This window comes from Ruegeria sp. SCP11 (assembly GCF_040329455.1).
GTDB lineage: Bacteria > Pseudomonadota > Alphaproteobacteria > Rhodobacterales > Rhodobacteraceae > Ruegeria > Ruegeria atlantica_E.
The window spans coordinates 1-12372 of record NZ_JBDZYG010000010.1 but is presented as its reverse complement, the minus strand read 5'-3'; the positions used below and the strand labels follow the sequence as shown (position 1 = coordinate 12372).

Below are 12372 nucleotides of genomic sequence, written 5' to 3'. Positions count from 1 at the left end.
CATGACCACAAAAACAATCCTGCTGATCGGCACTTACGACACCAAAGACCCCGAGATGCGATTTATCGAGGATGCCATCCGGGCGCAGGGTGCGGACGTTCTGACCATGGATGTTTCGGTTCTAGGTGACCCTCAAACGCCAACGGATATTTCGAAACACGACGTGGCGGCCGCTGGTGGCATGACCATTGAAGAGGTCATCGCACAGGGCGACGAAAACAAGGCCTTCCGCGTGATGGCGGCAGGCGCCGCTAAAGTGGTGGCGCAGTCCTATGCCGAAGGCCGGTTCGATGGGATGTTGGCCACCGGCGGCACTATGGGTACCGATCTGGCGCTGGACTGTGCGCAGGCCCTGCCAATGGGCGTACCGAAATACATCGTATCGACGGTCAGCTTTTCGCCGCTAATCCCGCCGCAACGTTTGGCGCCGGACATCCAGATGATCCTGTGGGCAGGTGGTCTTTACGGCATGAACTCGATCTGCCAATCCTCGCTGGCCCAAGCCGCCGGGGCGGTCGTCGGCGCGGCCAAGGCCGCCATCGCGCCAAATCGAAGCAGGCCGCTGATCGGGATGACCAGTCTTGGCTCGTCCTGCCTGCGTTACATGAAGACGCTGAAACCGGCACTGGAAAAGCGTGGCTTCGAAGTGGCCGTGTTCCATTCAACCGGCATGGGCGGCATGGCGTTCGAGAAGCTGGCAGGCGAAGGTGCCTTTGCCTGTGTAATGGATTTCTGCATGCAGGAGTTCGGCAACCTGATGGCAGGCTCGGTCGTGTCCAGCGGCCAGGACCGCGTGACCAATGCCGGACGAGCGGGCAGCCCCCAGATGGTCGCTCCGGGCGCGCTGGACCTACTGGATTTCGCGGGCTGGCAGGACATTCCCGAACAATACGCCGACAGACCGTTTCATGAGCACAATCGGCTGATCAAAAGCTCGGTCTTCAACGGCGACGAGCGCCGCGCTTGGATCCGGGAACTGGCCAACCGGCTGGAGGCTGCAACCGGGCCGGTGCATTTCTTCTTGCCTATTCAGGGAGTCGAGGCCTGGGACAAGGAAGGTGAAGAGGCGCATGATCCGGCAGCGCTGGCCGATATGGTAGATGAGGCCCGCAAAGTCATGCCAGGACGGGTACCGATGACCGAGTTGGACGTTCATATAAACGATGCTGCGTTTTGTGACGCAGTGCTAGCGCAGTTTGACGAATGGGTTGCGGACGGGACAGTCAAAACCTGACAACAACCTTGTTTCCCGTTCTTTGTCAGACAAAATTCTCTCCGGATCCGCAGCAAAGCTCGAACCCTTTGGTTTCGTGCGGATTCTGGCACGCGACCAAGTGATTGCAAATCACCCGAGTGAATATGCATCCGGCGCGCACCGAATAACCAGCCGAAACATATGACGGAACTTGCTGCGAATGTCGGCATAGCTGTCAGCGAACTTGCGAACCTAACGGTGGCACACTCGAAACTGGCGCAAAAAGCCCGCAACGAAGCACTGAGAATCAGACTTCTACTACGCTGCAGAGATTTAGAAACTCCTGAGTTGGCTCCTTAGTGTCTTTCGAAATCGTGTAAAAGCAATAGGTTGAGTTTACTTGCGTTATTAAGTGTTGACTTTCGTTTCATATGCAACGACATTTGTTGCAAATGTAACGACCTGTCTGACTTTGGGTAAAGACGGCAGAGTTCTGGCAGTATCGCATCTTTGGAGGACACACATGGCCAAGGCATTCGCGTCTCAAGGGGACATGACTGAAAAGAAAATCTCGTTCACCGAGGTGGGCGAAGGTCTTTATGCCTTTACCGCCGAAGGCGATCCGAACTCGGGCGTGATCATCGGCGATGACAGCGTGATGATTGTCGAGGCGCAGGCCACTCCGCGTCTGGCGAACAAGGTGATAGAATGCGTGCGATCTGTCACTGACAAGCCGATCACCCACGTGGCGCTAACCCACTATCACGCCGTTCGCGTGCTGGGTGCCAGTGCTTTCGGCGCACAGCAAATCCTCATGTCCGACACGGCGCGTGCGATGGTCGTGGAACGCGGCAAGGAGGACTGGGACAGCGAATTCCAGCGCTTCCCCCGCTTGTTCGAAGGCCATGAGAGCATTCCCGGTCTGACCTGGCCCACCACCACGTTCAGTGACTCGATGACTGTTTATCTTGGGAATCGCCGGGTCGATCTGATGCATCTGGGCCGGGCCCACACAGCGGGCGATATCGTCATCCATGTGCCTGATCAGAACGTCATGTTTACCGGCGACATCGTCGAGTATCACTCGGCTTGCTATTGCGGCGACGGTCACTTCAACGATTGGGGTGATACGCTGGACAATATCAAGTGGTTCGACGTCGACGCGATCGCGCCAGGACGCGGCGACGCCTTGATCGGCAAGGACATGGTAAATGCTGCCATCGAAAATACTCGCGATTTTGTCGAAAGCACTTATCGTCCCGCAGCTAAGGTTGCGGCACGCGGTGGATCACTGAAAGAAGCATGGGATGCCGTACGCGAAGCATGCGATCCCAAATTCGCCGACTACGCGATCTATGAACACTGCCTGCCTTTCAATGTCGCCCGCGCCTATGACGAGGCCCGCGGTATTGACACTCCACGCATCTGGACCGCTCAGCGTGATCTGGAAATGTGGGAAGCCCTGCAGAGCTAAGGCTACCGGCCCGGCCTTTTGGCCGGGTATCCAATCAAATCGAAACGCGCGCAGCCAGAGGACAAAAATGATGTTCGATGATAGATACACGCTTGCCTACAAGCGTTATCCCTATAAGAAATCGACCGATCAAGACGCCGCGACACCGGTGCGACACCCGGTTGTTGTGATGGGTGGTGGCCCGATCGGCGTAGCGACTGCACTTGATCTTGGGCGTCAGGGCATTCCGACGCTCGTACTGGACGACCACGAAGGCGTCGGTATGGGATCGCGCGCGATCTGTTTCGCCAAACGCTGCCTTGAGGTTGCAGGCCGCTATGGATGCGGCAAACCGATGGTCGATAAAGGGGTAGTCTGGAATCTCGGCAAGGTCTTTCACAAGGATGGCCAGGTGTTCGAGTTCAACCTGTTGCCCGAAGAAGGTCACGAATACCCCGCCTTCATCAACATGCAGCAGCCCTACTACGAAAGCTACCAGCTCGACCGTTTCGAGGAACTGCAATCGCAGGGGGCACCGATTGAAATCCGCGGCAAAAACCGAGTGGATGCAGTCAAAGTGCACGACGATCACGTCACCCTGTCAATCATGACGCCGGACGGTCCCTACACGCTTGAAGCGGAATGGCTGATCGGGTGTGACGGTGCCTCGTCGCCACTGCGCACAATGTTGGATCTGGATTTCACCGGCAAAGTCTTTCAGGACAGCTTCCTGATTGCCGACATCAAGATGAAGAACGACAGCTTCCCGACCGAACGCTGGTTCTGGTTTGAACCGACCCATGGATCGGGCGCGTCCACCCTGCTGCACAAGCAGCCCGATGATGTCTGGCGCGTGGATTTCCAGATCGGCTGGGATGTCGACCGCAAAGAAGAGATGAAGGAAGAAAACATCCGCCGCCGCCTCGACGCGTTCCTGGGCGAAGGTGTCGAATACAATCTGGTCTGGTCCTCGATCTATACCTTCCAGTGCAAGCGCATGGACAGTTTCCGCCACGGTCGCGTGTTCTTCGCCGGGGATGCGGCGCATCAGGTGTCGCCCTTTGGTGCGCGCGGCGCAAACTCGGGCATGCAGGATGTCGACAACCTCGGCTGGAAACTGGGCATGGTGATGCGCGGTGAAGCGCCTGAAAGCCTACTGGAAACATACGACTTTGAGCGCATCCACGGCGCAGATGAGAACATCCTGAATTCGACCCGTTCGACCGATTTCATCACCCCAAAGTCCGAAACGAGCCGCATTTTGCGCGACGCCGTGCTGTCCCTGTCCGAGAAGTACGAGTTTGCGCGCCCCATGGTGAATTCCGGGCGTCTGTCAGTGCCCTGCACCTATGATGGCTCACCGCTTAACTCGGCAGATGCCTTGAACGGCCCCGCCCGATCACGCCCCGGCTCAGTTTGCCCGGATGTTCCGCTGGGTGACGATTTCCTTCTGTCCAAGCTGGGTGACAAATTCATCCTTTTGACCATCGACGCCGATGCTCCTGACATGATCGAGGAAGACGGTGTTCAGGTCACCCGGCTGGCCCTTTCGGTCAAGGATGACAAAACCGGTGCGCTGAAAAAGCGCTACCTGGGCGAGGCTGAAAGCGCGGTTTACCTGGTCCGCCCGGATCAGCACGTGGCGGCCCGACGCCCCGGCTTTGACGAAAATGCAATCCGCGCTTCGATCCGACGCGCCGTCGGCAAGGAGTAAACCTCATGACTGACTTGATTTTGACCCCGAACATCGATGGCGTCGACGACTTCTATGCTGAACTTCTGGCCGCCCACGAAGGGCTGGAGAAAGATGAAAGCGATGCATTGAACGCCCGCCTGATCCTGGTTCTGGCCAATCACATCGGCAAGCGCTCAGTTCTGAGCGAAGCGATCAAAGCTGCTGGATACTAACTTTTTAGGGAGGATACTATGAATTTGAACCTTAAAGCTCGCGCCCTTGCCTGCGTTGGCGCCACAACCATCGCACTCTCTTTCGCATCGACCGCGATGGCCGAAACCACGCTCGCTCTGTCCAGCTGGCTGCCGCCGCGCCACCCGATCGTGACGGGCGCAATCAAACCCTGGGCAAAGCAGGTTGAAGAAGTCACTGACGGCCGCGTGACGGTCCGAGTTCTGGCCAAACCGCTTGGCCCGCCACCCGCCCATTACGATATGGCATCCGAAGGTATTGCCGACATCACTTACGGTCTGCATTCCTTCACCACAGACGACCGTTTCGCCCGTTCTCGGATCGGCCAGTTCTCTTTTATCGGTGACGATGCTGTGGCAGGCTCCAAGGCGTTCTGGAACGTTTATTCCGGCCCGCTGGAAGCTCAGAAAGAGCATGAAGGCACCAAGCTTCTGGGGCTTTTTGTGCATGGCCCGGGCATGTTGCACAACAATGTCCGCAAGATCGAAACCGCCGATGATTTTGCCGGCCTGAAGATCCGCGTTCCAGGCGGCTACATTTCCGATCTTATGTCCGGTATGGGCTCAACGACGCTCTTCATGTCGTCGGGCGAGGTCTATGAGAAACTTTCGCGCGGCGTTATTGACGGAGTGACCTTCCCCTATGATGCCCTGGCCGCATTCAAACTGACCGAAGACGTCAAATACACCATGACGGTGCCCGGCGGTCTCTACAACACAACCTGGTTCATGGTCATGAACGAGGGGAAGTGGAACGAGATTTCGCCAGAAGACCAGGCAGCAATCGAAGGGATCTCGGGCGAGGCTTTTGCTGCACTGGTGGGTGAAGCCTGGGTCGGTGCCGACGAAAAAGGCAGCGCGGCCGCTGAAAAGGCCGGGATCGAAGTCTATGACGCGCCGGCCGCTGTGGTTGATGCGATCAAGTCTCAGGCCGCAAACGCCGAAACAGCGTGGTCCGAAGCAATCTCGGCAGATGGCTATGACGGTGCAGCAGCCTTGCAAGAACTGCGCAAGCAGGCTGGCGTGGACTTCTGATCCATGGAGCGGCTTCGCCATCGTTTCCCCGACCAGCCCCCGGAAGAGGGGCTGGATATCGGGCTGCTGCTTGACAGGACGCTTGGTGCCGGCGCCGCTCTGATCCTGTTCTGCCTCATTCTCATCACCTGTGTGGATGTGATCGGGCGTTACTTTCTGAATGCACCACTTTCTGGCGCATTCGAACTCACGGAAATTCTGCTCGCAGCCCTGGTTTTTCTGGCGCTGCCGCTGACAACGGAACGTCGCGAACATATTGAGGTCGACTTGCTGAACATGATCCTCGGCAAGCATACCCAACGGCTACTTTCGGCATTTGCCGGGCTGTTTTCTGCGGCCCTTCTGGCCACCTTCTCTTGGCGACTGTTTACCCATGCCGCCAAGGCAGCCCATGACGGCGCGGTCAGTAACGCGCTAGAGGTTCCGCTGGCACCCTTTGGTTATCTGGCAGGCATTTCCTGCATGGTCTCAGCATTCATTGCCTTTCTGCGCGGTTTGCAACCGCCGAAAGAGCGCGACACCGACAAAACACCCCCGGAGGCTTTGCCATGATTGAGTCGCTGATCGGTTTTGCCGTCCTGCTGGGGCTGATCCTGTTGCGGGTGCCGATTGCCTTTGCCATGGCGGCGGTTGGCGGGTTCGGATTTGCCTATATGCGCGGCTGGGAACCCGCCTGGGCGATGACCGGCCAAGTGGCATTCGACACCGCGCTGTCCTACAGCCTGTCGGTCATTCCTCTCTTTATCTTCATGGGCAACGTATTGGCGGGATCCGGTGTGGCGCATGGCCTGTTTGCAGGCGCCGACCGGCTGTTCGGCAAGCTGCGCGGCGGCCTCGCCATGGCATCGGTCTTCTCTTGCGGTGGCTTCTCTGCTGTGTGCGGGTCCTCGCTAGCAACGGCTGCGACCATGTCCAAGGTCGCGATGCCCTCGATGCGCAAGTTTGGCTATGATGACCGGCTGGCCACCGGATCCATCGCGGCGGGTGGCACGCTGGGCATCCTGATCCCACCCTCGGTGATCCTGATCATCTATGGCCTGTTGACCGAGACCAATATCGCCAAACTGTTCATCGCCGGGATTATTCCGGGCATCATCGGAGTGGTGCTGTACCTCGGCGCGGTCATGGTCGCGGTTCGCGTGAACCCTGCCCTCGCGCCCGAGGAAGAGAACACCGAACCGATGAGCCGAACCGATCTGGTTGGCGTCTTCTGCGTGCTCGGCCTGTTCCTGTTCATCATGACCGGAATCTATGGCGGGTTCTTCACGCCGACCGAAGCTGCAGGCATGGGCGCTGGCGCCTCGGTGCTGATCGCCGTGGCCTTGCGGTCGATGACCTGGAGCGGGTTTTTCGCCGCCACAATGGATTCCATCCGTGCCACAGCGATGATCTTTGCCGTCATCATCGGGGCCGAGCTGTTTACCAATTTCATCAACTTCGCCGGACTGCCTGACGCACTCTCAAGCTTTGTGATCGACAACGAAATGCCGGTCTGGGCCGTAATCGTGTTCATCATCTTAGTTTACATGATACTCGGCTGCGTGCTGGAAAGCCTGTCGATGATCCTGCTGACGGTACCGGTCTTTTACCCGCTAATGTTCGAGTTGGAGTTTGCCAACGAACTGCTGCTCGACCCCGAAAACGCACTGATCTGGTTCGCCATCGTCGTCGTAGTCGCAACCGAGATCAGCCTGATCACCCCCCCGGTCGGCATGAATGTCTTCGTTCTCAAAGGTGTGCTTCAGGACGTGTCGCTGGCGACCATCTTCAAGGGCGTTCTGCCCTTCTGGATCGCCGACATCCTGCGGCTGGCCCTTCTGATCCTGATCCCCTCACTGTCGCTCTGGCTTGTGGGACTGATGTGAACCGCGCTGACCCAACCCCTTCGGAAAGGAGGACACGATGAAAATCGAGAAAATTCACCACGTCGCTTATCGCTGCAAAGACGCCAAGGAAACCGTCGAGTGGTACGGCAAGATGCTGAACATGGATTTCATTCTGGCCATTGCAGAGGACCACGTGCCCTCGACCCACGAGCCGGATCCCTACATGCATCTGTTCCTGGATGCAGGCGACGGCAATGTTCTGGCATTCTTCGAATTGCCGACCAAGCCTGAGATGGGCCGCGACCCGAATACTCCGATCTGGGTGCAGCACATCGCCTTCAAAGTCAAAGACCGTACCACCCTGATCGAGTTCAAAGAGCATCTCGAGGCTAACGGCGTCGAAGTCCTTGGGGTGACCGACCATTCGATCTTCCACTCGATCTATTTCTTCGACCCCTCCGGTCACCGTATTGAGCTGGCCTGCCCCGACCCAGAGGAAGAGGCGATGCTGGCGCGGATGGACGAAGTGAAATGGCTGATGCTCGAAGATTGGTCGAAAACCAAGAAAGCACCGAAACACGCAGATTGGCTGCATGCCAAAGAGCTAAACAAAAAAGCCTGACGCACGGCCCCGCGCCGGGTTTCCGATCCGGCGCGGGACCTGATTGCCGACGGGTTTCGGCAATACGCTAAGAACTACTGGGTGAGGTCATGAAACTCTACTCTTATTGGCGCTCTACGACCTCATACAGGGTCAGAGTTGCCCTGAATCTCAAAGGTCTCAGCTATGAGACCATCCCGGTTAATCTGGTCGCTGGAGAACAAAGCGCGCCCGATTACACCGCCCTCAATCCCGGCAGGGGTGTTCCGACCCTTGACCTTGGGGATGGCACTCTCCTGACCCAGTCTCTTGCGATCATCGAATATCTGGACGCCATTGCGCCCGAGCCCAGGCTACTACCGGCAGACCCGCTGCAGCGCGCTCGCGTTCAGGCTGCCGCACAGACCATCGCGATGGACATTCACCCGGTGAACAACCTGAAGGTCATGGCCTATCTCAAGGCCCATATGGGCCTCACGACTGAGGGCCAGCTTGCCTGGTTCCGCCATTGGATGACCGAAGGGTTTGCCGCCTATCAGGCCTTGTTACCCGAAGGCACGACATTCAGCTTTGGGGACACCCCCGACCTCGCCGACATCTGCCTTGTTGCTCAGCTTTACAACGCGCATCGCTGGGGCGTTGATTTGAGCCCCTTCTCCCGCCTTCTCGAGATCGAGGAACGCGCGCTTTCTCTCACAGCGTTCAACGATGCGCGCCCCGAAAACCAGCCCGACGCGGCTTAAAGGTGAAAATATGACGAAACTCCTTCCCTCTTGGGTCGAAAGCGCGAACTCCGCCACGACCGATTTTCCGCTCAACAACCTGCCATACGGCGTTTTCAGAACCGAAGCAGGCGCGCTGCACTGTGGTGTGGCCATCGGAGACAAGATCCTCGACGCCACTCAGATGGAGGCGGACAATAAATTTGATCTGCCCGGCGCTGCAGTTTTTTCAAGTGGTTCTTGGAATGGCTTCATGGCGCTTGGCGCTCAGGTGTGGGTTGATTTCCGTGCCAATCTGATTGACGCACTGGCCGCTGGCTCTTCCCGTCAGGACGAACTGGCCGCTTACCTTGTCCCGATGGCGTCCGTCACGATGGCATTGCCGTTTGACGTCGCCGAGTACACGGATTTCTACGCGGGCCGCAATCATGCGTTCAACGTCGGCACGATGTTCCGTGGCCCTGAAAATGCCCTGCCCCCCAACTGGTTGCATATCCCGATCGGTTATAACGGTCGCGCGTCCTCGGTCGTGGTCAGCGGCACTGACGTGCGCCGCCCTTGGGGTCAGCTCAAAAGCCCGGATATGGATGCTCCGATCTTTGCGCCGTCCCGGCGGTTTGATCTGGAATTGGAGATGGGTGCGATCGTTGGGCAACCTTCGAACGGCCCCGTCTCCGTTCAGCAAGCAGATGACATGATCTTCGGCTATGTCCTTCTGAACGACTGGTCCGCGCGCGACATTCAGGCTTGGGAGTATCAGCCCCTTGGCCCGTTTCAAGCTAAAGCTACCGCAACGACGATCAGCCCGTGGATCGTGACCAAAGCAGCGCTGGAGCCCTTCCGCACCTCTACGCCCGAGCGCGAAAAGGAACTGCTCCCTTATCTGCAAGAACCCGGCCCCATGCTCTATGACATCGCGCTTGAGGTAGGACTAACACCAGACGGTGCCTCGGAAACGATTATCGCGCGCACCAACTACAACGAGATGTACTATTCCGCCGCCCAACAGCTAGCGCACCACACCACCAGCGGCTGCCCGATGCGGGTGGGTGATTTGCTTGGCTCAGGCACGATTTCCGGTCCGGAAAAGGAAAACCGCGGCAGCCTTCTGGAACTTAGCTGGGGTGGTAAAGAACCGCTGACGCTGGACAGTGGCGAAACACGCAGCTTTCTTGAAGACGGAGATACGCTAACCCTGCGCGGTGCAGCGCGCGGCGACGACTATCGAATCGGGTTCGGACCATGCACTGGCAAGTTGCTTGCGGCCATCGATCAGCAGTGAGAGAAACTAAAAGGGCAGAGGTCTTTTAGGTCTCTGCCCTCTGTATCAGTCGGATTTGGCGACTTTCAAAAGCGCTGAAATACCTTGTTCCAGCGCTTCGCGATCCTCGGGGCTCATTGCATTGAGCATACGATTGGCACGTTCCTGAACCTTCGGCTGTAAATGCCTGAACTGTCGAAACCCTTCCGGCGTACACCGATATACCCGAATTCTACGATCCTCATCTGGGATCTCGCGAACAATAAGTCCCTTTTCACCAAGTCGCTTAGCAGCCCGGCTGACTTGGACTTTGTCTAGTGTTGTTCGACGGGCGAGATCCAGCGACGTCATACTTTCAGCGTTTGCCAGAAGAAACAGCAATCGCCATTCTTCACGCGAAAGGCCCAATTCGCGCTCATAGACATCCGTCAGATTTCTTGAGAAAGCTTCGGACGCCACAGCCAATCGGTATGGAAAAAATGAATCGAGTTGCATGTTAAATGTAGAATAAGCCAATATCGTTGCATCTGCAACGATATGTTTGTTCAAAGTCGGTGTTGATTCACAAATGCGGTGAACGATTCACAGAGTGAGTCCAGCATGATAGCTAGTGGACTTTGTCGAAAACTTCTCTGAAGTATGAAGACGGATGGAAACTGCTGTATTGGAAGGCTAGCTTCGAAACCAGCTTTAATGGGCAATATCCGACTCCAAACCGGCTCTTTCGATCAGCTGTGCAACTTCGATGCCACCCAATGTTGTGGGTTAGTCCGTTTAAATCTAGCGCGCCGGCATAGAATTTGGTCACGGATGGCAATTGCCAAAGTACGGGAACCACTCACATGAAGATTTCTCTTCGGATTGTCGCGTAAAAACATTGCGACAGCCCCATTGCGACTAACCGCTCAAAAAAATTGCGAGGACGTCATGCCCTCGCAATTTCTGTTTTGCAGATTCAACCGGTTTAGGCCGCAGCGATCTGACCCGCTTTTTCCACCAAAACCTCTGCCTGACGGATTGAGGCATAGTCGATCAGGCGACCGTCCAGAGATACAGCCCCCTTACCTGCCGCTTCAGCCTCGGCCATGGCAACAAGAATGCGCTGAGCCTTGTTGACCTCAGCATCCGACGGCGACATCACTTCGTTCGCCAGCGCGATCTGGCTGGGGTGGATCGCCCATTTGCCTTCACACCCCAGTACCGCTGCACGTTTAGCTGCGGCACGATAGCCGTCCGGGTCCTGGAAGTCGCCAAACGGACCATCAATCGGGCGCAGACCGTTTGCGCGGGCGGCAACCACCATACGTGCCAGCGCATAATGCCACATGTCGCCCCAGTGGGTCATGCGTCCGCCATCCACATCCGCATCGGTCAGAACCGAATAATCGGGGTTCACGCCGCCGATGATCGTGGTTCGAGCGCGGGTCGAAGCGGCGTAATCGGCAACGCCAAAATGCAGGCTTTCGTTGCGCTTCGAGGCCGCCGCGATTTCGCTGACATTCTGCATACCCAGCGCGGTTTCAATGATGTGCTCAAAACCGATCCGCTTCTTGTAGCCCTTGGCGTCCTCGATCTGGGTCACCAGCATATCGACGGCATAGACATCCGCGGCAGTGCCGACTTTGGGGATCATGATCAGGTCCAGACGCTCACCGGCCTGTTCGACCACATCCACGACATCGCGGTACATATAGTGGGTGTCCAGACCGTTGATCCGCACCGACATGGTTTTGTTGCCCCAGTCGATGTCGTTCAGCGCTTCGATGATGTTCTTGCGCGCCTGCTCTTTTTCGTCCGGCGCGACCGCGTCTTCCAGGTCGAGAAAGATGACATCCACATCAGACGTGGCCGCCTTTTCGAACATACCGGGCTGGCTGCCCGGAACGGCCAGTTCACTGCGGTTCAGGCGGGCTGGGGCTTGTTCAATGGAGTGAAAGCTCATGGTTCGGGTCCTTCAACTTACAGGTTTGGGTAGATCGGGAATTTGGCGCAGAGGTCTGCGACCTCGGCCTTGACCTTGGCTTCGACCGCGCCGTTGCCGTCTTCGCCATTGGCGGCCAGGCCGTCGACAACCTCGATGATCCAGTCGGCGATCTGGCGGAATTCGACCTCGCCAAAGCCGCGGGTGGTGCCGGCGGGCGAGCCCAGGCGGATGCCGCTGGTGATGGTTGGTTTTTCCGGGTCAAACGGCACACCGTTCTTGTTGCAGGTGATATGCGCGCGGCCCAGGGCCTTCTCGGTGGCGTTGCCCTTGACGCCTTTGGGGCGCAGGTCGACCAGCACCACATGGGTGTCGGTGCCGTGGGTCACGGTGTCCAGACCACCTTTGATCAGTTGATCCGACAGCGCCTGC

The 12372-nt window shown here is 57.5% G+C and carries 12 protein-coding genes and 1 pseudogene; 10 read left to right on the top strand and 3 right to left on the bottom strand.

Translation table 11 applies throughout. The features are described from left to right. Position 1: 1 nt before the first annotated feature. From ABLN94_RS15825 to fahA, 10 genes are all read left to right on the top strand, one after another. A complete protein-coding gene (locus ABLN94_RS15825) occupies positions 2-1234 on the top strand; it encodes a Tm-1-like ATP-binding domain-containing protein (protein ID WP_352993985.1) in 1233 nt (410 codons plus the stop codon). Between the two features lie 484 nt (positions 1235-1718). Next, positions 1719-2669, top strand: a complete 951-nt coding sequence (locus tag ABLN94_RS15820; protein ID WP_352993982.1) for an MBL fold metallo-hydrolase — start codon at positions 1719-1721, stop codon at positions 2667-2669. Positions 2670-2739: 70 nt separating this feature from the next. Next, positions 2740-4362: an FAD-dependent oxidoreductase gene (locus ABLN94_RS15815; RefSeq protein WP_352993979.1), complete on the top strand. Its 1623-nt coding sequence runs from the start codon at positions 2740-2742 to the stop codon at positions 4360-4362. Between the two features lie 5 nt (positions 4363-4367). Then, positions 4368-4556, top strand: coding sequence for a DUF2783 domain-containing protein (locus ABLN94_RS15810; protein WP_352993976.1), 189 nt, complete (start codon positions 4368-4370; stop codon positions 4554-4556). Positions 4557-4574: 18 nt separating this feature from the next. Further along, positions 4575-5609, top strand: a complete 1035-nt coding sequence (locus ABLN94_RS15805; protein ID WP_352993974.1) for a TRAP transporter substrate-binding protein — start codon at positions 4575-4577, stop codon at positions 5607-5609. A 3-nt stretch (positions 5610-5612) separates the two neighbouring features. Continuing rightward, the gene (locus ABLN94_RS15800) at positions 5613-6161 is read left to right on the top strand and encodes a TRAP transporter small permease (protein WP_352993971.1); all 549 of its coding nucleotides are present in this window, start codon (positions 5613-5615) and stop codon (positions 6159-6161) included. After that, a complete protein-coding gene (locus ABLN94_RS15795) occupies positions 6158-7474 on the top strand; it encodes a TRAP transporter large permease (protein ID WP_352993968.1) in 1317 nt (438 codons plus the stop codon). Before ABLN94_RS15800 ends, ABLN94_RS15795 begins: the two co-directional genes overlap by 4 nt. Before the next feature lie 37 nt (positions 7475-7511). Beyond that, positions 7512-8057, top strand: coding sequence for a VOC family protein (locus tag ABLN94_RS15790; protein ID WP_352993965.1), 546 nt, complete (start codon positions 7512-7514; stop codon positions 8055-8057). An 89-nt stretch (positions 8058-8146) separates the two neighbouring features. Continuing rightward, positions 8147-8779, top strand: a complete 633-nt coding sequence (gene maiA / locus ABLN94_RS15785) for a maleylacetoacetate isomerase (protein ID WP_352993963.1) — start codon at positions 8147-8149, stop codon at positions 8777-8779. Positions 8780-8789: 10 nt separating this feature from the next. After that, complete coding sequence (fahA, locus tag ABLN94_RS15780; RefSeq protein ID WP_352993960.1) at positions 8790-10040, top strand: fumarylacetoacetase; 1251 nt, start codon at positions 8790-8792, stop codon at positions 10038-10040. Between the two features lie 45 nt (positions 10041-10085). Here the strand turns inward: fahA and ABLN94_RS15775 are convergent, their stop codons facing one another. The 3 genes and pseudogenes from ABLN94_RS15775 to glyA form a co-directional block, all read right to left on the bottom strand. After that, positions 10086-10568 carry a MarR family winged helix-turn-helix transcriptional regulator gene (locus ABLN94_RS15775; RefSeq protein ID WP_352993957.1) on the bottom strand — a complete coding sequence of 161 codons (483 nt, stop codon included), beginning with the start codon at positions 10566-10568 and terminating at the stop codon, positions 10086-10088. A gap of 415 nt (positions 10569-10983) precedes the next feature. Next, positions 10984-11961, bottom strand: coding sequence for an HpcH/HpaI aldolase/citrate lyase family protein (locus ABLN94_RS15770; RefSeq protein ID WP_352993955.1), 978 nt, complete (start codon positions 11959-11961; stop codon positions 10984-10986). Positions 11962-11978: 17 nt separating this feature from the next. After that, positions 11979-12372, bottom strand: a pseudogene (gene glyA, locus ABLN94_RS15765) (serine hydroxymethyltransferase); the annotation flags it as partial.